Source organism: Bradyrhizobium sp. 155 (assembly GCF_023101105.1).
Taxonomy (GTDB): domain Bacteria; phylum Pseudomonadota; class Alphaproteobacteria; order Rhizobiales; family Xanthobacteraceae; genus Bradyrhizobium; species Bradyrhizobium canariense_D.
The window spans coordinates 2829585-2852528 of record NZ_CP064704.1; the positions used below are offsets into that span (position 1 = coordinate 2829585).

The following is a 22944-nucleotide window of genomic DNA, read 5'->3' on the forward strand; positions in this document are numbered from 1 at the left end:
TTGAGCTTTTTGCGCTGGCACGGCGCTTGCTGACTTCACCTGAACAGAACATTGGCCGCGGCATGCCGCATTGGTTGGAGTTGTGCAATGTTGTTTGCTCTTGGGGCCGTATCGAGCGCACTCGACGCGATCCAGTCGCTGACGAATTCGAAATCGTCCTCGTCGACGCAGAAGACGGGATCCTCGCAAAAGCCCGCGACCAATCCGTTCGCGATCGAGAGCGGCAGCAACAGCACGACCGGCGCGGCCTCGTCGGTCAATGCGGGCAAGACCCCGCAGATCTCGCCGGAGACGATGAACGCGCTGTTCGCTGCGCAGAGCCAATCCTCGGACAGCACCGGCAGCGCCGCCAGCTCGACCTCGTCGAGTTCGACGTCCTCCTCCTCGACGCGCCGCGACGCCGCCTTGAAGGATCTGTTCTCGCAGATCGATGGGGACGGCGACGGCAAGATCACCAAGTCGGAATTCGAGAATGCGCTCGGCGCCGGCGGCACCAATCTCGCGCAGGCCGACGACGTTTTCTCGAAGCTGGATTCGAATACCGACGGCAGCGTCAGCCTCGACGAGATGTCGAAGGCGCTGAAGGGCGGCCATCACGGTCACCATCACGCGCAAGGCGCGGGCGATGCCTCCGGCAGCGGTTCGGGTTCCTCCTCGCGGTCCAGCGGCGGCTCGACCTCGACCTCGACGACCGGCGCCGACGGTTCGACCACCACCACTGTCACCTATGCCGACGGCTTCAAGATGTCGACGACGGTCCCGGGCGCCTCCAGCTCCCGTAATTCGGCGTACGATCTGTTCGCGCAGTTGATGCAGCGGCAGGGCGGGCAGGGACAAGGCGCCTCAGCGGCTGTCGGTTCATCGATGTCGATGAGCGTGTAACCTTGCTCACGGCTAGCCTGCATATTCGTGCGTGATGTCACGATAGACATACCGATCACGGATTTCGCGGTTGAAGAACGTACCCTTTGAGCGCACATTCTTGAGCGCGGCGGCGACCTCGGGCGGAACGTCCGCGTAGACATAGACGCGTCCGCTGACGAAAGTCACCGTCAGCTCGCGCCTATCGGGGGCGTAGCGGAAAAAGCGGATCACGGAAGACGGCATGGCGGTGCACCTTGTCGGCCAGGGTAACGCCGTGTCAGCCGTTTCGTTTCTATCCGAACCGGTCCTTCCACGCCGGCATTGCGCCGGCAAAGGGCAGGGCCGTCGCATTGTAGACGCCGCGAGCGATGGCGCGTGCGACCACGTTGGCGGCGATCGTTCCGAGCTCGGTAAGGCCGACCAGCGGCTCGATCGGCTTCTCGCCCGTTGCGGCGGCGAACAGCACGTCGCCGTCGGTCGGGGCATGCACCGGATAGATCGCACGGGCGAACCCGGTATGCGCGATCATCGCAAGCCGCTTGGCCTGGGGTTTGGTCAGCGTGGCATCGGTGACAACGACGCCGATCGTGGTGTTCTCGCGCGCGTTCGCGGCGGGTCCGCCCTTGATGCGCATCGCCAGCATGTCCGGTGTGAACGTGGACGGCAGGCCGCGCCCGCCGAACTCGCCGTTCTCCTCGAAGGGCGCAGCCCAGAACCAAGGCCCTTCGCCAACGGTTGTGCTGCCGACCGCGTTGACGACCATGATCGCGGCGACCTTGATACCATTGGCCAGGACCGCGGAGGCCGACCCCAGTCCACCCTTGAAGGTCGCGGTGGTGGCACCGAGGCCGGCGCCGACGCTGCCCAGTGCGAAATCGTCGCTGGCGGCCAACGCTGCGGCGTAGCCGAGGTCGCGATAGGGCGCGAAGCGTCCCCAGGCCTTGTCGCCGCCGTTGAGCAAGTCGAAAACGATTGCGCCAGGCACGATCGGAATCACCGCCTCGCGAATCCGCAAGCCGCGGCCTTGTTCGGCGAGCCAGGCCTGGATGCCGCCGCCGGCGTCGATTCCAAAGGCGGAGCCGCCGGACAGCGCGATGGCGTCAACGCGATCGACGGTGCTGGCGAGGTCGAGCAACGCGTCTTCGCGCGTGCCGGGTCCGCCGCCGCGAACATCGATGGCCGCAACCGCGGGGGCGTCGAAGATGATCGCGGTCGTGCCAGTGGCGATTTTCGCATCCTCGGCATGGCCGACGCGGACGCCGGCGATATCGGTGAGAAGGTTTTTCAAGGCGGCTCCGCAGGCTGAAAGGCGCGCGCTTCAGCGATATCGCAGGGATGCCGCAGGCTCAACCCGCGAGCGCGGTCCTCAGCATCTTGGCGAGCTCGGACTTACGGTAGGGCTTTGCCAGCAGCAGCACGCCGGAATCGAGCCGCCCGTGATGGACGATGGCGTTCTCGGTGTAGCCCGAGGTGAACAGCGTCTTCAGGTCGGGGCGGCGGCGAGCCGCCTCGTCGGCGAGCTGGCGGCCGTTCATGTTGCCGGGCATGATGACGTCCGTGAATAGCAGGTCGATGTCCTTGTCGGCGTCGATGATGACGAGGGCCTCGGCCGCGTTGGCGGCTTCGAGGGCGGTATAGCCGAGGCTCTTGATCTGGGTCACGACATATTGGCGCACCAGCGCGTCGTCCTCGACGATCAGGATCTTCTCGTGGCCGCCGGTGACGGGCGCGTTCTGCAGCGCCTCGAATTCGGTCTCCTGCACGCCGCTCGAGCGCGGCAGGTAAATCTTCACGCTCGTGCCGTGGCCTTCCTCGCTGTAAATCTTGATGTGTCCGCCGGACTGCTTGACGAAGCCGAACACCATGCTGAGCCCGAGGCCGGTGCCCTTGCCGACCTCCTTCGTGGTGAAGAAGGGATCGAACACCCGGTCCATCAACTCCGGCGGGATTCCGGAGCCGGTATCGCTGACGGCGATCATGACGTAATTGCCGGCCACCACGTCGGGATTCATGCTGGCATAGCCGTCGTCGAGGAAGATGTTGCGCGTCTCCAGCACCAGCGTGCCGCCGTCGGGCATCGCATCGCGCGCGTTCAGCGCGAGGTTGAGGATCGCGGTGGAAAGCTGGCCCGGGTCGATCAGTGCCGGCCACGCATCCTCGGTGAGTTGCGGCATGATGGTGATCTGCTCGCCGAGCGTGGGATGCAGGAGCTTTGCGGCCTCGAGCGTCAATGCGTTGACGTCGATTTCGCGTGGTTGGAGCGGCTGCTTGCGGGCGAACGCGAGCAGATGCTTGGTCAGTTGCGCGCCGCGCTCGGCGGCGTCGTCGATCAGCTTGGTGATGGCGGCGAGCTCGGGACGGTCAGCGACCGCGTCCGCCAAAATTCCGATCGTGCCGGTGATGACGGTCAGCACATTGTTGAAGTCGTGCGCGACACCGCCGGTCAATTGACCAATCGAATCCATCTTCTGGACGTGCCTGAACTGCGCCTCGGCCGCCTGCTTCTCGGTGAGGTCGCGGCCGATGAAGAAATGGCGCTTGACCGGCTCGGACCAGGTGCCCATCCAGTTCAGCGTGACCTCGTGACCGTCGTAGTGGTAGTAGCGCGCCTCGAAGCTGCGCTTGACCGCGCCACGCCGCGCCGCGCGCATCTCGTCGCGCGTCTTCTGGAGGTCATCGGGATGAATGAACTCGGTGGCGCTGTGCCCGATCATGTCTTCCGGATTCAAGCCGAGAATGGTCTTCACGCTCGGGCTGACCTGGATGAAATTGCCAAAACCGTCGGTGACCAGGATCAGATCCTGTGAGGTCTCGAAGATCCGCTGCCGCTCCTCGACCTCGCGGCGCAGTTTTTCTCGTGCCTGCTTCTCTTCCGTGATGTCGTGGGCGATCTTGGAAGCGCCGATGATCTGTCCGTTGGCTGATTTCAGCGGAGAAACATTGAGGACGACGTCGACCCGCCGGCCGTCCTTTCGGATCCGGACCGTCTCGTGCTGTGCGATCGTTTCGTTGCCGCCGACCCGGTTCAGGATACCCCTGACCTCGGCCTTGCGGTCCTCCGGGACGATGATGTCGATCGGCTGCCCGATGGCCTCCGCGGCGGCATAGCCGAACAGATGTTCGGCGGCCTTGTTCCAGCCCGTGATGACACCGTCGAGCGTCTTCGTGATGATGGCATCATTGGCGGATTCGACGACGGCGCCGTACAGGGCAAGGCGCTTGCCATAATAGTCGCGATCCAATGCCGACTGCTGGCGCAGCCTGCCGACGAGACCCAGCGTATGCGCCTGAAGGCGGACATTTTCGATCAGGAGCACCGCGAGCACGAAGGTCGCCGCGCAGAGGCCGTAGACACGACCGGCGTAGAAGCCGAGATCGAAGCGCGCCACGTTGACGATCGCCGACAGCGCGATGTCGAACAGCCATGCGCACATCACCACCATGAGCCAGACATCGATGACCGAATGCGGACGGCGGAACCACAGCGAGACCAGCGCGGCGAAGCTCAAGGACCAGACAAAGGACACCACGCCGATCATGATCTGCGTGTAACCGCCATCGCGCAGCAGGACCGGAAGCAGGTCGTGCTGCGCAGTGACGATCCAGGTCAAGACGATCATGATCGTGACGACGCCGACCACGCTGGCGTAGATCGCCTTGCTTGCCGAGCCCGTGATCCGGGCGCCGCCGTCGGCCTCCTTCAGCCAGGCGTAGGCCAGCACGCAGAGCGGAAAGCCGCCGTGCCAGATCATGTAGAGCCAGACCGTGGTCTGCTGGTTGGCCCCCAGCAGCCCGGTCGGCGAAAAAAGTCCGGGGAAGGTGAGGGCATGGACCACGGCCGCGGCGGCTGTGAAAAGATAGCCCGTCGCGAGCACGAGCAGCGCGCTGGTCCTGAGCACCGCAAACTGCGACAACAGCAGGACGGCGGTGACAATGTCCGCGACCACAAGGGCGGATTGATAGCTGGCGACGAAGGCTGGCACGGGCAGTAGCGCGATACCCGCGAAGGGCACGGCGACTGCGAACAGGATCGACGAGACGCCCACGATCGCCAATGCTGCGGTGCGGTCCTTCGGGGTAGCCGGCAACGTCGAAAGGAATGTGCTTCGATCGGTCGTCGCAGACACGTGCAGCTCGCGCAGATCGGTTTTGAGCATCTTCGCCAATCTCATTTGGCCCAATCAATTTCTGCCCATGGTAGCGGGTTCTGGGCACGCATCATGACAAAACCCACTACGACTCAACCGAAGGTTACAGTTTACTTAATTATGGGGGGAACGCGCACCGGGGATCGGGTAAGATGCGCTTTACTGGATGGTGCAATAATGCTCTCCCGCAGCTGCGGGTTCCAGGTTTGAACCAGGCATTTTGATTTCAGGATCCGGGAGTTGTTCCCTATGCCCCGCGTTCTCATCATCGACGACCAGAAGGACGTCCGTGCGATGGTCGCGATCGTGCTGCGCGTCAACCGTTATGAGGTCGTTGAGGCCGACAGCGGCGCAGCCGGGGTGAAAGCCTTACCGAGGTCGGCTTCGACGCGGCAATCGTGGACATTTTCCTCGGCGATACCAGTGGCGTCGAGGTCATCACGACCCTGCGCGAGCTTGCACCGAGCCTCCCCGTCGTTGCCGTGTCGGGGATGACGGCGCTGGACTTCATGGAACAATCGCCCCACCTCGCCAGCGTGGTCTGCCTGCAAAAGCCGTTTCGGCCGAACGATCTTCTTCAAGCGCTGAGGAAGGCCCAAGGCGCGGTGGACGGCGCGATACAAGCAGCAGTCTGATCCTGACGCAGGAAGAAACGCCCCGGGCGAGCCGGGGCGCGATGATGATTGGAGGAGGCCTTCAGGCCCCGGCAAGCGTGCTTAGGTGCCGTTGCCGCTGATCGCGGCGTAGCCGCCCTTGGCGTCCCATTTGTAGACGACGTAGTCGAGCTGCTTGATATCGCCCTTGGAGTCATACTCGATCGGCCCGATCACGGTATCCCACTTGCCGGCCTTGATGGCTGCCATGACCTTCTTGGCGTCGGTGGTGCCGGCCTTCTTGGCCGCCTCCGACCAAACCTGCATCGCTGCGTAGGTGTAGAGCGTGTAGCCCTCGGGGTCGATGTTCTTGGCCTTGAAGGCTTCGACGATCTTCTTCGCGGTCGGCTTGTTGCGCGGATCGGGGCCGAAGGTGAACAGCGTGCCTTCGCCGGCCGGGCCGGTGATGGAGGCGTATTCCTTGTCGGCGAGTGCGTCGCCGGCCATCAGCACGGTCTTCAGGCCCTGGTCGCGCATCTGGCGCAGGAGAAGGCCGCTCTCTTGATGGTAGCCCCCGACATAGACGAGATCGATGTTGTCGCGCTTCAGCCGCGAGACGATCGCGTTGAAGTCCTTGTCGCCCTTGTTGTAGGACTCGTACATCTTCTCGGTGACGCCGGCCTTGTTGAGCGCCTTCTTGGTCTCGTCCGCAAGACCCTTGCCGTAGGTGGTCTTGTCGTTGAGGATGGCGATGTTCTTGCCCTTGTAGTTCTTGGCGATGAACTGGGCGGCGACCAGGCCCTGCTGGTCGTCGCGGCCGCAGACGCGCGCCACGTTCCACAGTCCGCTATCGGTGAACTTCGGATTGGTGGAGGCGGGAGTAATCTGGAGCACGTTGCCGTCGGCATAGGCTTCCGACGCGGGGATCGACGAGGACGAGCAATAATGCCCGGCCACGAACGGAATTTTCGCGCCGGCGATCTTCTCGGCGATCGAGCGCGCCTGTTTCGGATCGCAGGCGTCGTCCTCGACGGACAACGCGAGCTTCTTGCCGTTGACGCCGCCGGCGGCGTTGATATCGGCTACGGCCATCTCGGCGCCGTTCTTCATCTGGCGGCCGAAGGCGGACTCGCCGCCGGTCATCGGACCTGCGACTGCGACGGTGACATCCTGCGCGAATGCCGCGCTCGACAGCGCGATCGATGCGCCGAATGCCAGACCGATGAGCTTCAGTGATTTCATGAGATACCTCGAGGGTGGTCGCCTGTGGAAGTTACCGGGCATGCCCGGTTCAAACCGGCGCCATTCTTGAATGAATTCGAGGAGAAGTCACCGGCAAAATACGGGCATTGGCAGAGATATCGCCAAATTCGGCCGCACGGGTTCGCCTTGGCGGCCTCAGCCGTGCCGGCCGCCTTCCAGGTAGGCGGCGCGAATCTCGGGGCGCTGCAACAACTCGGCACCGGTCCCGGCCAGGGTGATCAGGCCATTGACCATGACATAGCCGCGATGGGCGAGCTTGAGCGCGTGGTTGGCGTTCTGCTCGACGATCAGCACGGTCAGGCCGTCCTGCCGGTTCAGAGTGCGGATCGCATCGAAAATCTGGCGCGCGATCAGCGGCGCCAGACCGAGCGAGGGCTCATCAAGCAGGAGCAGGCGAGGGCGGCTCATCAAAGCGCGGCCGATGGCCAGCATCTGCTGCTCGCCGCCAGACAGGGTTCCCCCGCGCTGGCCGTAGCGTTCCTTCAGCCGCGGAAACAGCGTGAACACGCGTTGTAGCGTCACCTCGCGTTCGGCGTCGGTGCATTCGGTGGCGTCCGCCCCCATCTGGAGATTTTCCGCCACGCTCATGCGCGGGAAGATGCGGCGGCCTTCCGGCGATTGCGCGATGCGCAAATGCGCGATCTCGTGGGTGGGCACTTCGGTGATGTCGCGGCCTTCGTACAGGATCTGGCCGGCGCGGGCGCGGGGCTTGCCGAAGATCGTCATCATCAGCGTCGATTTGCCGGCGCCGTTGGCGCCGATCAGCGCCACGATCTCGCCGGCATTGATCTCGAGGTCAACGCCCTTCAGCGCCTCGATCTTGCCGTAGGCAGCGCGAAGGCCGTGGATCGCGAGCAGGGCAGTGGGCGACGTCACGACCCGCTCTCCATCACGGCCGCCGCCTCTTCCTCATCGGTGCCGAGATAGGCGGCGATCACCTTCGGATCGTCGCGAACCTCGCGCGGGGAGCCTTCAGAGATCTTCACACCGTGGTCCATCACCACGATATGGTCGGAGATCTCCATCACCACGGACATGTCGTGCTCGATCAGCAGGATCGAGGTGCCGAGCTCGTTGCGGATCGACAGCAGCAGCTCGCTCAGGGCGGCGCTCTCGCGCGCATTGAGGCCGGCGGCGGGTTCGTCCAGGCACAAGAGCGCGGGCTCGGTGCACATCGCGCGTGCGATCTCGAGTCGTCGCTGGTCGCCATAGGCAAAATTACCGGCAGCATCGTCGGCGCGATCGAGCAAATTGACGCGCTTGAGCCAGTCGGTGGCGAGATCGATCGCGCGCTTCTCGGCGTCGCGGTAGACGGGCGCGCCAATGAGCCCGAGCAAGGTGAAGCCGGAGGCGCGCATCAGCGCGTTGTGCTGCGCCACCATCAGGTTTTCCAGCGCGGTCATGCCGGGAAACAGGCGGATGTTCTGGAAGGTGCGGGCGACCTTGGCCTGCTTGGCGATGCGGAAATCGTTCAGCCGTTCCAGCGCGATCACCTTGCCGTCGTCATGGCCGAGGCGGATGGCGCCGCCGCTCGGCTTGTAGAAGCCGGTGATGCAGTTGAAGACCGTCGTCTTACCGGCACCGTTGGGTCCGATCAGCGCGGTGATCTTCTTCCGCTCGGCAGCAAACGACAGGTCCTGCACCGCGACGATGCCGCCGAAGCGCATGGTGAGCCGGTCGACCTCGAGAATCTGGTCGCGGCTCATCCGTGCCCCTCCTTGACGAGGTCCGATGAGATCGCGTGGGCCTTGGTCAGGTACACGGTCGGCGCGCGATGGCCGATCAGGCCGCGCGGCCGCCAGATCATGATCAGCACCATGGCCATGCCGAACACCAGCATGCGATAGCTCTCGAGGCTCCGGAACAGTTCGAAACCACCGATCATGGCGAGCGCTGCGAGCGCCACGCCAAGCTGCGAGCCCATGCCGCCGAGCACGACGATGGCGAGCACCAGCGCCGATTCCTGGAAGGTGAAGGATTCCGGGCTGATGAAGCCCTGGCGGGTCGCAAAGAACGCGCCGGCAAAGCCGCCGAACATCGCACCGGTCGCGAATGCCGTGAGCTTCGTCGTGGTGGTGTTGATGCCGAGCGCGCGGCAGGCGACCTCGTCCTCGCGCAGGGCTTCCCAGGCACGGCCGATCGGCAGGCGGCGCAGCCGGATCGTCACCCAGTTGGTGAGCAGCGCGAGCGCCAGGATCAGGTAGAACAGGAAGACGATGCGATGGGTCGGAGAATATTCGATGCCGAGTCTGGCGGCGAGCCCGTTGTCGCTGTTGTCGAGCGGGATGCCGAAGAAAGAGGGGCGGGGAATGCTGGAGACGCCGTTGGGGCCGCCGGTCAGATCCTGCCAATTAATGATGACGAGGCGAATGATCTCGCCGAAGGCGAGCGTCACGATCGCGAGGTAGTCGCCGCGCAGGCGCAGCACGGGGAAGCCGAGCAGCACGCCCCAGAATGCGGCGAGGACGCCCGCTAGCGGCAGGCAGATCCAGAATGACCAGCCGAAATTGGTCGCAAGCAGCGCGTAGGAATAGGCGCCGACCGCATAGAAGGCGACATAGCCGAGATCGAGCAGGCCAGCCAGCCCGACTACGACATTCAACCCCCAGCCCAGCATCACATAGGTGAGCACGAGGATGGCGAGATCGAGGATGTAGCGCTGGTCATAGAAGATCACAGGCACCAGCAGGGTGAAGATCAGAAGCGCCGGTGCGAGATAGCGGCCGAGGAACGACATTCCGCTCTGCACCGCCGGCGGCACCAGCTTCTCGGCGCCGGTCGGACCGATCCATTGCTTGAGCAGCTCGATCACGATCGAGCCGCCGAATACCGCGGCGACGAGGGAGGCGACCTCGCCGAAGCGCGTCCAATAGGTGAGCTGGCCGTCGGAACCGGCTTCGGTGCGGACGCCGACCATCAGCGAGAACAGCACCAGCGCGATCAGTGCGTTGACGCAGGCGGTCTTCAGGAGAGCGGGGATGCCCGATGCGGTTTTGGCCGTATTGATCGAGGGAGCTTTCACGCGCGCGACCGTCAGACTTTTTCGACTTCGGGGCGGCCGAGCAGGCCGGTCGGCATGAAGATCAGCACGACGATCAGGATCGAGAACGCGGCGACATCCTTGTATTCGACCGAGAAATAGGCCGACCAGAACGTCTCGATCAGCCCGATCGCGAGCCCCCCGAGCATGGCGCCGGGCAGCGAGCCGATGCCGCCGAGTACGGCCGCGGTGAACGCCTTGATGCCGGCGACGAAGCCCATGAAGAAATCGACCAGGCCGTAATAGAGCAGGTACATCAGGCCGGCCACTGCGGCGAGCGCAGCGCCGATCACGAAGGTCATGGAGATAGTGCGGTCGACGTTGACGCCGAGCAGCGCCGCCATGGTCTGGTCCTGCTCGCAGGCGCGCATGTCGCGCCCGAGCCGTGTGCGCGACACCAGCCAGGTGAAGATCGCCAGCAGCACGATGGTGGTGATGACCACCACGATCTGGATATTGGAGAGCTGGATGACGAAGCCATCGGCGCTCTCGTGCAGCGTATAGCCGCCGGTGATCACTGGCGGCACTGGCTTCACCCGCGCGCCTTGCGCCACCTGCGAATAGTTGGTCAGCACGAACGACATGCCGATCGCCGACAGCATCGGCGCGAGGCGGAAGGAGTGGCGCAGCGGACGGTAGGCGATGCGCTCGATGGTCCAGCCATACAGGGCGGTGATCGCCATCGAGACCAGGATCACGATCAAAAGGATCACCGGGACCGCAGTCAGGCCCGTCGAGACCAGCAGAAGGAAGGTGATCAGGGCGATGAAGCCGCCGATCATGAAGACATCGCCATGGGCGAAGTTGATCATCCCGACGATGCCGTAGACCATCGTGTAGCCGATCGCGATCAGCCCGTAGATCGAGCCGAGCACGAGACCGTTGATGAGCTGCTGGGCGAAATAATCCATAGGCTGCCGTACCCAAATCTGACGCGGCTCAAAGGGAGCTCTTCGAGAGAGTGCTGGTTTCTTCTCGGGCCCCGGCAGCCCTTAAGCATTCTCGTTTTGTAACAGGAGGGAACTGGCGGCTGCAACCGGCCTCGCCTCCGCATCAAGGCTTTTACAGAGATCATTTGGCGCTCCGGTTCCCCCGCAATGGGCGGAACCGGCTCCGTCAGCGCCATCGGATGCCTGTCGGGAGGCAGTTAAGGTAAACAAAGGGTTTAAATTGCCGCCACAGTCTGATGCGAGTTAGCTCCCGGCAGAGCCTTTCATCGAAGGCGCGGCCAAACGAAGCGGGAAGCGGCATGTTCGGAAACTGGCGGATCGGTTCGGTCAACGGCGCACTTCTGGCGGCCTATTTCATCCCGACCTGGACCCTCGTTGCCTTCAACATCATGGTGGCGCCGGTGCACGGCCTCTATGAGCGGCCGAGCGTCGCAGTCGCTCTTTTCCTCAGCGACCATCTCCAGATGGCGGGGATGGACACGGTGCGCGCCGCCTGGCTGCTGGCGCTGGGGCGCTTAACGGTGGTGGCGTTCTTTGCGATCTACCTTGCGCTGCTCTGCATCCCCCGTATCCGCAAGAACGGCGGCAGCGACGAAGCGCTCGGCATTGCGCTTGCGATCGGCAGCCTGATCTCGTTTGCGAGCATGATCATGGCCTCGAAGGTCGGCGAGATGGCCGCGCTGCGGCTGCACGCCACCGAACTTCTGCTCTTGCTCGGTGCCGCCATCGTGGTGGTGATCGAGCGGCCCGCGGCGGCGCCCAAGATCGTTCAGAAGCCCGTCGAGGCCACCCCGCCGCTAGGTCTTGAGCAGGCCGAGCTCCTGCACAATCGCTGAGGCTTCCTTGACGGCGTGGTTCGCCGCCGGCACGCCGCAATAGATCGCCTGCTGCAGCAGGATTTCCTTGATGTCGTTGGGCGTGAAGCCACCCTCGGCGAGGGCGGCGCGCACATGCAGGCGGAATTCATCCCATTGCCCAAGCGCAACCATGGTGCCGATCACCAGCACCCGCCGCGTGCGCTCGTCGAAATGCGGCCGCGTCCAGATCTCGCCCCAGGCGTAGCGCGTGATCATGTCCTGGAAATCGGTGTTGAATGCATTGCGACCCGCGATCGACTTGTCGACCCAGGCATTGCCCAGCACTTTTCGGCGCACGTTCATACCGGCATCGCGGCGTTTCTGGTCGTCCATGCTGTTTCCTCCTTCGTCATTGCGAGGAGCGAAGCGACGAAGCAATCCAGTCTCTCACGGCAGACGGATTTCTGGTTGCATCGCTGTGCTCCCAACGACGGTTGTGGCTAGCGTTGCGTCAAAAAGCCCACGACCGCGTCGGTGAATGCGTGCGGCTGCTCGACATTGGAAATGTGGGCGGCGTCAATGATGGTCATGCTCGCGCCGGGAATGCTTGAGCGGATCAATTCACCCGCCGAAATCGGCGTCGCCATGTCGTGGCGGCCGGCGATCACCAGTGTCGGGTTCTTGATGTTCGGCAGCAACGCGCGCTGGTCGAGCGTCGACAGCGCTTCGCAGCAGGCGAGATAGCCTTCGAGCGGCGAGGCCAGCAGCATCTCCTTCAGCTTGGCGGTGATGTCGGGCGCGCGCTCGCGGAAATCCTGGGTGAGCCAGCCGGCGATGACGGCGTCGGCGACGGCGGCGATGCCGCCCTTCTTCACCGCGTCAATGCGCTCGAGCCATTTGGTCGGCTCGGCGTAGTAGCAGGAGGTGTTGGCGAGGATGAGCTTGCCGAAGCGCTCCGGCGCGTTCGCGCCGAGCCATTGCCCAACCATGCCGCCCATCGACAGGCCGCACCAGTGCACTTTTTCGATATTGAGGTCGTTCAGGATGGCGAGCACGTCGCGGCCGAAGCGCTCCATGGTGTAGGGGCCGGGCGGAACGTTGGACTTGCCGTGGCCGCGGCGGTCGTAGCGGATGACGCGGAATATCTGCGTCAGTGCCTTCATCTGCGGCTCCCACATCTGCAGCGTGCAGCCGAGCGAGTTCGAGAGCATCAGCGTCGGCCCGCCGTCGCGGCCCTCGACGGAGACGTTGATCAGGCAACCGTCGGCATCGATCATGGGCATGCGGGCGTCTCCGTTTTATTTGCGCGCAGGACTGCTTTATTCGCGTTCGAGGCTGTCGAGCAGGCGGTCGATCAGGGCTTGGGAAGCGCCTTGATAGGCCATCGGCTCGAGCAACGCCGCAATTTTTTCCGGCGAAAGATGCGCAGTGACATGCGAATCGGCTGCGAGCACCTCGCGCAGATGCTTCTTCTCGGCGACCGCGCGCTTGCTCGCGGCCTCGATCAGATGATGCGCATCGCTCTTGCCGATCGTCTCGGCCAGCGCAAAGGTAACCGCTTCCGCCATGATCAGCCCGTGCGTCGCATCGAGATTGCTGCGCATGCGCGCGGCATCGACATCGAGACCCTCGGCGATGTCGACGATGGCGGCAAGCGCGCCGGAGGTGACCAGCATCAATTGCGGCAGCGTCGGCCATTCCGCGTGCCAGGGACCGGCGCTGCGTTCGTGGTCCTGCACCTGTGCGGCAAAAATCGTCGCTGCGAGCTGAGGCGCCATGGTCGCGCAGCCGAGCGCGCTTGCGGCTGCGACCGGGTTGCGCTTGTGCGGCATGGTCGAGGAGCCGCCGCGGCCTTCCCCGGCGGGCTCGAACGCCTCTGCGACGTCGGTCTGCATCAGCAGCGAGACGTCGCGCGCGATCTTGCCGCAGCTTCCGGCGAGAATCGCGAAGGCTGATGCGGCTTCCGCGATGCGGTCACGGTGGGTGTGCCAGGGGGCTTCTGGCAATGGCAGGTTCAGCTCCTGCGCCAGCCGTTCTGAAACGACGAGCCCCTTGTCGCCAAGTGCCGCAAGCGTGCCGGCCGCGCCGCCGAATTGCAGTGCGAGGCCCTCGCGGCGCAGCCGCCTGAGGCGGCAGCGGGCGCGGGCAAGGCTTGCGGCATATTCGGCGGCCTTCAGTCCGAACGGCATCGGCAGGGCGTGCTGGAGCCAGGTTCGCGCCACCATTGCCGTGTTGCGATGACTGCGCGCAAGTGCGGCAAAGCCCTTGATGGCGCGGCTGAGATCGGCGTCCAATGCATCGATGCCGGCGCGAAGCGTGAGCATGGTCGCGCTGTCGATGACGTCCTGGCTGGTCGCGCCCCAATGCACGTAGCGTGCGGCCTCGGCGTCGCCCTTGCCGACATTGGCGGTCAGAGTCTTGACCAAGGGGATCGCGAGATTGCCGGATCGAGTCGCGGCCTCGGCCAGCGCAGCCATGTCAAAGGTATCGGCCTTGCACGCGGCTTCGATCGGGCCCACCGCGGACGCGGGAATCACACCCGTGGCCGCCTCGGCTCGGGCGAGGGCTGCCTCGAAATCGAGCATATTCTGAAGGGTCGACCGGTCGTCGCAGACAGCGCGCATGGCCACGCTCGACAGCATCGGCGCGAGCAGGGGGGAGAGGGATGTGCTCATATTGTGCGGGACCTAACCACCATGACCCGCCTGTGCCAATCCCAAACCGGCGGCGCAAGCTTTTTGCAGTTGCGAATATGCATTGCACGTGACCGAGGGCCACCCTTTCTTTTGCCGCCTCCGTGCGGTACTTGAGCTGCATTATAGCTGCGCGATCCAAGTTCGGTATCCCGGGAGGCACCCAATGGCCATGACGATGAACGGCGAAGTCCAGCTTGCGGCGCCGCGCGAGGCCGTGTGGGCCAAGCTCAACGATGCCGAGGTGCTGAAGGCCTGCATCCCCGGCTGCGAGGAGCTGGAGAAGACCGACGATGGCGGCTTTCGCGCGACGGCGAAAATGAAGGTCGGTCCGGTGTCGGCGCGCTTCAAGGGCAAGGTCACGCTGTCCGATCTCGACCCGCCGAACGGCTACAAGATCTCCGGCGAAGGCGAGGGCGGGGTGGCCGGCTTTGCCAAGGGTGGCGCCGTGGTCAAGCTTGCGGAGAAGGACGGCGGCACGCTTTTGTCTTACGAGGTCGAGGCGCAGATCGGCGGCAAGTTGGCGCAGCTCGGCCAGCGTCTGATCAACGGCGCCGCCAAGAAACTGGCAGACGAATTTTTCGCGAACTTCGCCAAGGCGGTACAGGGCTGAAGGCCAATACCTCGAGCATTGCGCCTTTCGGCATATCGCGTTTTGTCATGGCGCCTTGCATTCCCGGTGATGTTGCCCCGGGGCATAATGGCCCATATGATGGGTTGGAATAATTATAAGAACCGCTTCGACGGGACCCGTCGGGGCGCTGATAGAGAGTGTTTATGGCAAAAATCTCCCTCATCGTGAACGGCAATCCTGTCACGGCCAATGTCGATCCCCGCACCCTGCTGGTGCAGTTCCTGCGCGAGAATCTGCGGCTCACCGGCACCCATGTCGGCTGCGACACCTCGCAGTGCGGCGCTTGCGTCGTGCATCTGGACGGCAAGGCCGTGAAGTCCTGCACCACGCTCGCCGTGATGGCCGATGGCCACGAGGTCAAGACGATCGAGGGCCTGGCCGCCGACGGCGCGCCGCTGCATCCGATGCAGGAGGCCTTCCGCGAACACCATGGCCTGCAGTGCGGCTTCTGCACGCCCGGCATGATCATGACCGCGATCGACATCGTCCATCGCAAGGGCAACGAGCTCGACGACCACACCATCCGCGAGGAGCTGGAAGGCAATCTCTGCCGCTGCACCGGCTACCAGAACATCGTCACCTCGATCTCCGCCGGCGCCAAGGCGATGGCGAAATCCGATCTCGCGTAAACCGCGCGCGCACTCTGCGATCAGGACATTCAGATGTACGATTTCAAATACCATCGCCCCGGGACCGTTCGGCAGGCCGCCAACCTCCTGGTGAAGAACGAAGATGCCAAGGTGATCGCCGGCGGCCACACGCTGATTCCCGTCATGAAGCAGCGCCTCGCCAGCCCGCCGCATCTGGTCGACCTCTCCCATATCGATGGGCTCAACACGATCGAGATGAAGGGCCGCGCGCTCGTGATCGGTGCCACCGCCAGGCATGCCGAGGTCGCAAGCTCCGCCATCGTCGGCGAGGCGATCCCGGCGCTCGCGAACCTGGCCGGCCAGATCGGCGATCCCGCCGTGCGCCACAAGGGCACGATCGGCGGCTCGCTCGCCAACAACGACCCGACAGCGGACTATCCGGCTGCCGTGCTTGCGCTCGGCGCCACCATCGTCACCAACAAGCGCCGCCTCAAGGCGGAGGAGTTTTTCCAGGGCCTGTTCACGACGGCGCTCGAAGCCGACGAGATCATCACCAAGGTGATGTTCCCGCTGCCGAAGAAGGCGGCCTATATCAAGTTCCGCAACCAGGCCTCGCGTTACGCGCTGGTCGGCGTGTTCGTGGCGCGGCGTCCCTCCGACGTGCGGGTCGCGGTCACCGGCGCCGGCTCCGAAGGCGTGTTCCGTGTCACCGCATTCGAGGAAGCTTTGAAGAAGCGCTTCGCCGCGAAGGCGCTTGACGGCATCGAGGTGCCGGCGGACGGCCTCAACAGCGACATCCATGGCAGCGCCGAATACCGCGCGCATCTTATCGGCGTGCTGACGCGGCGCGCCCTCGACGCCGCCAACGCCAAGGAGTGAGTGATCCTCACGCCTCGGCCCAAACTTGTCCCCGGTGAGGGCGTAGCGAGACTGGCTTTTTCATGACCTCAGCGGCCAATACGTCCGGTGCCAATACTTCAGTTGTATTGCCGGCATCGGTCGATTCGATGCTCGAACTCCTGACGTCGCGCGGCTATCTCGCCGAGCGATCGCTGGCCACGGTGACCTATCTGTCGCTGCGCATGGGCCGGCCGCTGTTTCTGGAAGGCGAAGCCGGCGTCGGCAAGACCGAGATCGCAAAAGTGCTGTCGGCGGCCTTGGGGCGGAAGCTGATCCGCCTGCAGTGTTACGAAGGCCTCGACGTTTCCTCGGCGGTCTACGAATGGAATAGCGCCGCGCAGATGATCGCGATCCGGATGGCGGAAGCCGCCGGCGACACCGATCGCGATCAGCTCTCCTCCGATATCTTCGCCGACCGCTACATGATCAAGCGGCCGCTGCTGCAGGCGCTGGAGCCCGACGTTGCGGGACCGCCGGTGCTCTTGATCGACGAGCTCGACCGCGCCGACGAGGCGTTCGAGGCATATCTGCTCGAAATCCTCAGCGACTTCCAGGTGACGATTCCCGAATTCGGCACCGTGAAGGCGCCGCATCCGCCGATCGTGATCATCACCTCCAACCGCACCCGCGAAATCCACGACGCGCTGAAGCGGCGCTGTCTCTATCACTGGGTCGATTATCCCGATGCCGATCGTGAGCTCGCGATTGTCAAGTCGCGCGTGCCGGGCATCTCCGCGAAACTGTCGCAGCAGGTCGTGCGCTTCGTCCAGGCGCTACGCAATCAGGATTTCTACAAATCGCCGGGCGTTGCCGAGACCATCGACTGGGCCACTGCGCTGTCGGAGCTCGACGCCCGCTCGCTGACCCCGCAAGTGGTCGGCGACACGCTGGGCGCGCTGCTCAAATACCAAGACGACATCACGCGGATGCAGGGCGACACCTTGCAGAAGGTGCTGAAGGACGCGACGAGCGAGTAACTTGTCATTCCGGGGCGCGCGGGAGCGTGAACTCTGGTGCGCAATTGCGCACCTGAGAATCTCGCGCCACAATCTCTGGATTCCGGGTTCGTCGCTTCGCGACGCCCCGGAATGACGGAGCGAGGAAAGACCATGGCCATCAACCACCTTGCGCCTGAACAGACCGAGCAGTTCGCCGACAACATCGTGGGCTTCGCCCGCGCGCTGCGTTCGGCCGGCATGCCGGTTGGGCCGGGTGCGGTCATCGATGCCATGAGCGCGCTTGAGGTGATCGACATCGGCCACCGCGCCGACGTCTTCACCACCCTGGAGGCGATCTTCGTCAAGGGCCACGAGCATGCGCTGATCTTCAAACAGGCCTTCAACCTGTTCTTCCGGGCGTCGGAAGAGTGGAAGCACATGCTGGATTCGGTGCCGCTGCCGGAGCAGGCCAAGAAGAAGCCGCAGGCCGGCTCCCGCCGCGTCCAGGAGGCGATGTCGCAGCCGCGCATGACGGAGACGCCGCAGCACCAGGAGCAGGATTTGCGCCTGTCGGTCTCCGACAAGGAAATCCTTCAGAAGAAGGATTTCGCTCAGATGAGCGCGGCCGAGATCACCGAAGCGCTCCGCGCTGTCGAGCGGATGCGGCTGCCGCAGGCCGAGCTATTGACGCGCCGGCACCGGCCTGATGCGCGCGGGCTTCGTCTCGATTTGCGCCGCACCTTACGCGCGTCCTTGCGCACCGGTGGCGACATCATCGACATCCATCGCCTCGGGCGGATCGAGAAACCGGCGCCGATCGTCGCGCTGCTCGACATCTCGGGTTCGATGAGCGAGTACACCCGCCTGTTCCTGCATTTCCTGCATGCCATAGGGGACGCGCGAAAACGTGTCTCGGTGTTCCTGTTCGGCACTCGCCTCACCAACGTGACCCGGGCGCTGCGCCAGCGCGACCCCGACGAGGCGCTGGCGAGCTGCTCGGCCTCGGTCGAGGACTGGGCCGGCGGCACGCGGATCTCGGCCTCCCTGCACAATTTCAACAAATTGTGGGCGCGGCGCGTGCTGAGCCAGGGCGCCATCGTGCTGCTGATCTCCGACGGGCTGGAGCGGGAAGCCGATTCCAAGCTCGCCTTCGAGATGGACCGGCTGCACCGTTCCTGCCGGCGGCTGATCTGGCTCAACCCGCTGCTGCGGTTTGGCGGCTTCGAGGCCAAGGCCCAGGGCATCAAAATGATGCTGCCGCACGTTGACGAATTCCGTCCGGTACATAATTTGAGCTCGATCCAGGAGCTGATCACCACGCTCTCCCGGCCGCTGCCGCCGCATCACCGCAGCTTGATCCGCTCCGCAGCCTGAGAGGTAGCCATGCTCGATCGCGACGAGGATATTCTGAAGGCGGCGGAGGACTGGCAGAAGGCCGGCCGTGGCGTCGCGCTCGCCACCGTGGTCGAGACCTGGGGCTCGGCACCGCGTCCGGCGGGCTCGAGCCTAGTCATCAACGACGAGGGCACGTTCCTGGGGTCCGTCTCCGGCGGCTGCGTCGAGGGCGCCGTGGTCACGGAGGCCATGGATGTGATCCAGAGCGGCAAGCCCAGGATGCTGGAGTTTGGGGTTGCCGACGAGACTGCCTGGAATGTCGGGCTGTCCTGCGGCGGCACCATCCGCGTCTTCGTCGAGAAAGTCGGCTAGCCGTGAAGCTCGAGATCCTGCACGAACTCAATACCGAGCGCGCCGCGCGCCGCGCGGTGATTTTGGTCACCGACACCGAGAGTGGTGAGCAGCGCCTGGTGAAGGCCAAGGATTTTGCCAAGGATCCATTAGGCGCCGAGCTCGACAAGCAGCTTCGCATGGGCAAAAGCGCCAGCGTCGAAGCCGGCGGCAAGAAGCTTTTCCTCAACGTCTATGCGCCGACCGCAAAGCTCGTCATCGTCGGCGCCGTCCATATCAGCCAGGCCCTGGCACCGCTGGCGCGCTCGCTCGGCTACGACGTCACCGTGGTCGATCCGCGCACGGCCTTTGCGAGCCCCGAGCGCTTCCCCGACGTTCCACTGGTCGCGGAATGGCCCGACACGGCGCTGCCGCTGCTCAACGTCGACGCCTACACGGCCTTCGTCGCGGTAACGCACGATCCCAAGATCGACGATCCCGCGCTGCTGCACGCCTTCGAGCGCAACTGCTTCTATATCGGCGCGCTCGGATCGCGGAAGACGCACGCCAAGCGCGGCGACCGGCTGCGGGCGCAAGGCGCCAAGGAGGCTGACATCGCGCGCATCCACGCGCCGATCGGGCTTGCGATCGGCGCGGTCTCGCCGTCCGAGATCGCGGTCTCGATCATGGCCGAGATCACGGCGGTGCTTCGCCTGCCGCCCAAAGAAAAAGAAGAAGCCGCATGAAGTTCGGCCCGGCGAGTCCCAGGGATGCGATCGGCGGGGTGACCGTCCACACCCTGCGCCAGGGACCGCTGGTGCTGAAAAAGGGCACGACGATCGGCCCGGCCGAGGTCGAGGCGCTGGAGCGCGCCGGCATCAAGGACGTTGTGGTGGTGCGGATGGAGGAGGGCGATGTCTCCGAGGGCATCGCTGCCGCCAGCATCGCGCTCGCGGTCGGCGGCGAGGGCATCCATGTCGAGCGCGCCTTCACCGGCCGGGCCAATCTGTTCGCCGCGCAGCCAGGCGTGCTGGTGATCGATCGCGCCGCGGTGGATCGCATCAACAATATCGACGAGGCCATTACCTTTGCCACGCTCTCCGCCTACAAGCCGGTGGTCGAGGGCGAGATGGTCGGCACCGTCAAGATCATCCCGTTCGGCGTCAAAGGAAACTTGCGTGATGCCGCGGTGAAGGCCGCGGGTCGCGACGTTCTGAAGATCGCGCCTTACGTCATCAAGCGCGTCGGCGTGGTCTCGACGCTGCTGCCCGGCCTGTCCTCCAAGGTGATCGACAAGACGTTGCGGGTCACCGCCGAGCGGCTGGCGCCAGCCGGAGCCGGCATCATCGCGGAGCGGCGGGTTCCGCATGAGGAGCAGGCGCTGTCGGCTGCGATCAAGGAACTGCTGGGACTTGGCGCCGAGCTCGTGATCGTGTTCGGTGCATCCGCGATCGCCGACCGCCGCGACGTGATCCCTGCGGCCGTGACCGGCATCGGCGGCGAGATCGAGCATTTCGGCATGCCGGTGGATCCCGGCAACCTGCTGCTGATTGCCCGGGCCGGCGCCGTGCCGGTGCTGGGCGCGCCCGGCTGCGCGCGCTCGCCGGTCGAGAACGGCTTTGACTGGGTGCTGATGCGGCTGCTCGCGGGCATCAAGGTGACGCGGTCCGAGCTGATGGGCATGGGTGTTGGCGGCCTCCTGATGGAGATCGTCACGCGCCCGCAGCCGCGCGCAAAACCGGAGATCGAGGGCAACAACCAGGTCGCGGTCATCGTGCTCGCAGCAGGCCGCTCGACCCGGATGGGTGGGCCGAACAAGCTACTGGCCGAGCTCGATGGCAAGAAGCTGGTGCGAATAGCGACCGAGCAGGCGCTGGCCTCCAAGGCGTCCGAGGTGATCGTCGTCACCGGCCATCAGACCGAGCTGATCGAACAAGCCTTGCAGGGCCTGAAGGTGCGTTTTGTCAAAAATCCGGATTTTGCCGGCGGCATCGCAAGCTCGGTCAAGGCGGGCATCGCGGCCGTTCCCGAGGCGTCCGACGGCGCCGTGGTCTGCCTCGGCGACATGCCGCTGATCGACGCCGGCCTGATCGACCGTCTCATCGACGCGTTCGCACCGGACCGCGGCAATCTCATCGTCGTGCCCGTCAGCGAAGGTCGCCGCGGCAACCCTGTGCTGTGGTCGCGCCGCTTCTTCAAGGAGTTGATGACGCTCGACGGCGATGTCGGCGCGCGCCATCTGATCGCCAAGCACACCGAGGCCGTCGCCGAAGTGCCGGTCGACGGCGAGAGCGCCTTCCTCGACATCGACACGCCGCAGGCATTGGAAGCGGCACGGCGGGGATAGCGGTTCGTAGGGTAGGCAAAGGCGCGCAGCGCCGTGCCCACCATCCCTCGACACGGTGGTGTTTGATTGGTAGGCACGCGTCGCTTTGCCCACCTACCGCGCCGCCCAGGCCTCAATTCAACGCCCCGTTCACCATCTGGAAACAACCGCCGCTTACAGTCACCTTCACCTGCCTTGGGGGGAGGGGTTTTTCCATGGCTTCGAACGTCGTCGCGCGCCGTTGCGCGATGTTTTTCTTTGCGCTGTCCGTCTGCATCGCGGGCGCTCGCCATATCACGGATGCGCATGCCGCCGGTGCATTTGCGGTCGGCAAGTGCGGCGCTTACGGCCAGGCCTTTGATTATGGCGCCGAGCACGAAGCCCGTGCGGCGGCGCAGAAGCAGTGCAAGGGCGATTGCACGACCGTGACGATGAAGCGCGCCTGCGCCGCGATGTCGGTCGATCTTTCCAATCCCTGCGGCGCCTATGGCTATGCCGTCAAGCCGAAGATCTCGACCACGCTCAATGCCGCCACGCGCGAATGCTACAAATACGGCGGCAAGGAATGCGTGATCCGCGCCTGGGCCTGCGACGCCAAGGGTTGATTCCTGTTGCAGTCATTCCGATCGTGCGTAGCATCGAATCCGGAATGACAGTCGGGGAGTTGCATGCAGTTCGATACCAAGATCGCCATCGTGATTCGTACCGATCTACAAGCCTGGCAGAAGCTCAACGTCGCGGCCTTCCTCACCAGCGGCATCGCCGCGGCCTTTCCGGAATGCATCGGCGAGCCCTATGAGGACGCGTCGGGCACGAAATATCACGCGCTGATCGGTCAGCCGATCCTGATCTATGGCGCCGACGGTCCCGCATTGACGCGCGCGCTCGATCGGGCCCTGACGCGCAACGTCAAGCCGGCGGTCTATACCGAGGACATGTTCAAGACCACTCATGATGCCGCCAACCGCGAGGTGGTGAGGGCAGTGGCGCGCACCGATCTCAATCTCGTCGGTCTCGCGATGCGCGCGGAGCGCAAGGTGATCGACAAGATCGTCGACGGGTTGAAGTTTCATAGTTGACGTGAACGCGCGGTCTTGCGCGCGCTTCCACCTGCGATGCCTCACCCCGGCGGCATGCCCGCGAATTTGGGCAGGTCAGGGTCAAGACGATCCCAGTGATGTCCGCGCGCGGCGAAAGTGACCGCCTGCGGCTTGTAGCGGGCGGGCTCGTCGAGGCTTGCGGCGCGGATCGTGAAGACGTCGGGCTGTGCCGCGAAGGTCATGTACACAGGCACGCCGCACTGTGTGCAGAAACCGCGCGTCTTCACGTTGCCGCTGTTGGCGACCATGTCCCAATGCTTTGCCTCGCCCGTCACCGTGACGCCGTCGCGTGCGAATGTCATGTACGAGCCGTGGGCGCTGCCGCTTTCGCGCTGGCAGTCCCGGCACTGGCAGTGATTGCTGAACAGCGGCTCACCGGCAATCGAATAGCGGATCGCGCCGCAGGCGCAGCCGCCGGTATAGGGCTTGGTCATGCGATTACT

The 22944-nt window shown here is 64.5% G+C and carries 24 protein-coding genes and 1 pseudogene; 13 read left to right on the plus strand and 12 right to left on the minus strand.

From position 1 onward, the window contains the following. Positions 1–87 precede the first annotated feature (87 nt). The gene (locus IVA93_RS13655; RefSeq protein WP_085385053.1) at positions 88–882 is read left to right on the plus strand and encodes an EF-hand domain-containing protein; all 795 of its coding nucleotides are present in this window, start codon (positions 88–90) and stop codon (positions 880–882) included. Between the two features lie 12 nt (positions 883–894). On the opposite strand, the gene IVA93_RS13660 is transcribed toward IVA93_RS13655, so the two are convergent. Genes IVA93_RS13660 through IVA93_RS13670 form a run of 3 tightly spaced genes read right to left on the minus strand, consistent with a single transcriptional unit; the run spans position 895 to position 5021 of the window. Next, positions 895–1107, minus strand: coding sequence for a KTSC domain-containing protein (locus tag IVA93_RS13660; RefSeq protein WP_085351054.1), 213 nt, complete (start codon positions 1105–1107; stop codon positions 895–897). A 49-nt stretch (positions 1108–1156) separates the two neighbouring features. Next, positions 1157–2152: a P1 family peptidase gene (locus tag IVA93_RS13665; RefSeq protein ID WP_018455570.1), complete on the minus strand. Its 996-nt coding sequence runs from the start codon at positions 2150–2152 to the stop codon at positions 1157–1159. A 58-nt stretch (positions 2153–2210) separates the two neighbouring features. Continuing rightward, entirely contained in the window at positions 2211–5021 is a 2811-nt protein-coding gene (locus IVA93_RS13670) for a PAS domain S-box protein (protein WP_247486156.1), read from the minus strand. Between the two features lie 240 nt (positions 5022–5261). Here IVA93_RS13670 and IVA93_RS13675 point away from each other — a divergent pair. Then, positions 5262–5647, plus strand: a pseudogene (locus IVA93_RS13675) (response regulator). 81 nt (positions 5648–5728) lie between these two features. Here the strand turns inward: IVA93_RS13675 and IVA93_RS13680 are convergent. From IVA93_RS13680 to IVA93_RS13700, 5 genes are all read right to left on the minus strand, one after another. Continuing rightward, positions 5729–6847, minus strand: coding sequence for a branched-chain amino acid ABC transporter substrate-binding protein (locus tag IVA93_RS13680; RefSeq protein WP_018455573.1), 1119 nt, complete (start codon positions 6845–6847; stop codon positions 5729–5731). Between the two features lie 156 nt (positions 6848–7003). Continuing rightward, the gene (locus IVA93_RS13685; RefSeq protein WP_018455574.1) at positions 7004–7744 is read right to left on the minus strand and encodes an ABC transporter ATP-binding protein; all 741 of its coding nucleotides are present in this window, start codon (positions 7742–7744) and stop codon (positions 7004–7006) included. Beyond that, positions 7741–8574 (minus strand): ABC transporter ATP-binding protein, encoded by an 834-nt coding sequence (locus tag IVA93_RS13690; RefSeq protein ID WP_018455575.1) that lies wholly within the window; start codon positions 8572–8574, stop codon positions 7741–7743. The genes IVA93_RS13685 and IVA93_RS13690 overlap by 4 nt, the downstream gene beginning before the upstream one ends. Continuing rightward, positions 8571–9890, minus strand: coding sequence for a high-affinity branched-chain amino acid ABC transporter permease LivM (locus IVA93_RS13695; RefSeq protein WP_247486155.1), 1320 nt, complete (start codon positions 9888–9890; stop codon positions 8571–8573). The genes IVA93_RS13690 and IVA93_RS13695 overlap by 4 nt, the downstream gene beginning before the upstream one ends. An 11-nt stretch (positions 9891–9901) precedes the next feature. Further along, positions 9902–10819 carry an ABC transporter permease subunit gene (locus IVA93_RS13700; RefSeq protein WP_018455577.1) on the minus strand — a complete coding sequence of 306 codons (918 nt, stop codon included), beginning with the start codon at positions 10817–10819 and terminating at the stop codon, positions 9902–9904. Positions 10820–11157: 338 nt separating this feature from the next. On the opposite strand from IVA93_RS13700, the gene IVA93_RS13705 reads away from it, so the two are divergent. Further along, positions 11158–11694 (plus strand): hypothetical protein, encoded by a 537-nt coding sequence (locus IVA93_RS13705; RefSeq protein ID WP_018455578.1) that lies wholly within the window; start codon positions 11158–11160, stop codon positions 11692–11694. Here IVA93_RS13705 and IVA93_RS13710 read toward each other — a convergent pair. From IVA93_RS13710 to IVA93_RS13720, 3 genes are all read right to left on the minus strand, one after another. Then, positions 11656–12048, minus strand: a complete 393-nt coding sequence (locus IVA93_RS13710) for a carboxymuconolactone decarboxylase family protein (protein WP_085351059.1) — start codon at positions 12046–12048, stop codon at positions 11656–11658. The two genes, IVA93_RS13705 and IVA93_RS13710, sit on opposite strands and share 39 nt — an antisense overlap. Before the next feature lie 107 nt (positions 12049–12155). Continuing rightward, positions 12156–12938 carry a 3-oxoadipate enol-lactonase gene (gene pcaD / locus IVA93_RS13715; protein WP_247409373.1) on the minus strand — a complete coding sequence of 261 codons (783 nt, stop codon included), beginning with the start codon at positions 12936–12938 and terminating at the stop codon, positions 12156–12158. Positions 12939–12974: 36 nt separating this feature from the next. Next, positions 12975–14330: a 3-carboxy-cis,cis-muconate cycloisomerase gene (locus IVA93_RS13720; RefSeq protein WP_085396098.1), complete on the minus strand. Its 1356-nt coding sequence runs from the start codon at positions 14328–14330 to the stop codon at positions 12975–12977. 184 nt (positions 14331–14514) lie between these two features. Between IVA93_RS13720 and IVA93_RS13725 the strand changes: the two genes are divergently transcribed. The 10 genes from IVA93_RS13725 (at position 14515) to IVA93_RS13770 (ending at position 22480) form a co-directional block, all read left to right on the plus strand. Continuing rightward, positions 14515–14961, plus strand: a complete 447-nt coding sequence (locus IVA93_RS13725; protein WP_018455582.1) for an SRPBCC family protein — start codon at positions 14515–14517, stop codon at positions 14959–14961. A 164-nt stretch (positions 14962–15125) separates the two neighbouring features. Next, on the plus strand, positions 15126–15611 hold the full coding sequence (locus IVA93_RS13730) for a (2Fe-2S)-binding protein (protein WP_007602418.1): 486 nt from the start codon (positions 15126–15128) through the stop codon (positions 15609–15611). A 33-nt stretch (positions 15612–15644) separates the two neighbouring features. Further along, on the plus strand, positions 15645–16451 hold the full coding sequence (locus tag IVA93_RS13735; protein ID WP_027518800.1) for an FAD binding domain-containing protein: 807 nt from the start codon (positions 15645–15647) through the stop codon (positions 16449–16451). A gap of 62 nt (positions 16452–16513) precedes the next feature. Next, a complete protein-coding gene (locus tag IVA93_RS13740; protein ID WP_026232979.1) occupies positions 16514–17449 on the plus strand; it encodes an AAA family ATPase in 936 nt (311 codons plus the stop codon). Positions 17450–17581: 132 nt separating this feature from the next. Continuing rightward, a complete protein-coding gene (locus IVA93_RS13745; protein ID WP_247486154.1) occupies positions 17582–18784 on the plus strand; it encodes a vWA domain-containing protein in 1203 nt (400 codons plus the stop codon). A gap of 9 nt (positions 18785–18793) precedes the next feature. Then, positions 18794–19117 carry an XdhC family protein gene (locus IVA93_RS13750; RefSeq protein WP_007602422.1) on the plus strand — a complete coding sequence of 108 codons (324 nt, stop codon included), beginning with the start codon at positions 18794–18796 and terminating at the stop codon, positions 19115–19117. A gap of 2 nt (positions 19118–19119) precedes the next feature. Next, positions 19120–19821, plus strand: a complete 702-nt coding sequence (locus tag IVA93_RS13755; RefSeq protein ID WP_018455586.1) for an XdhC family protein — start codon at positions 19120–19122, stop codon at positions 19819–19821. Beyond that, positions 19818–21422, plus strand: coding sequence for an NTP transferase domain-containing protein (locus tag IVA93_RS13760; RefSeq protein ID WP_247789829.1), 1605 nt, complete (start codon positions 19818–19820; stop codon positions 21420–21422). Before IVA93_RS13755 ends, IVA93_RS13760 begins: the two co-directional genes overlap by 4 nt. Before the next feature lie 194 nt (positions 21423–21616). Continuing rightward, positions 21617–22006 (plus strand): DUF4189 domain-containing protein, encoded by a 390-nt coding sequence (locus IVA93_RS13765; protein ID WP_018455588.1) that lies wholly within the window; start codon positions 21617–21619, stop codon positions 22004–22006. Between the two features lie 63 nt (positions 22007–22069). Then, positions 22070–22480, plus strand: coding sequence for a PTH2-like family protein (locus IVA93_RS13770; protein WP_018455589.1), 411 nt, complete (start codon positions 22070–22072; stop codon positions 22478–22480). Between the two features lie 41 nt (positions 22481–22521). Here IVA93_RS13770 and IVA93_RS13775 read toward each other — a convergent pair whose 3' ends face one another. Next, entirely contained in the window at positions 22522–22935 is a 414-nt protein-coding gene (locus tag IVA93_RS13775; protein WP_018455590.1) for a GFA family protein, read from the minus strand. Positions 22936–22944: the final 9 nt, after the last annotated feature.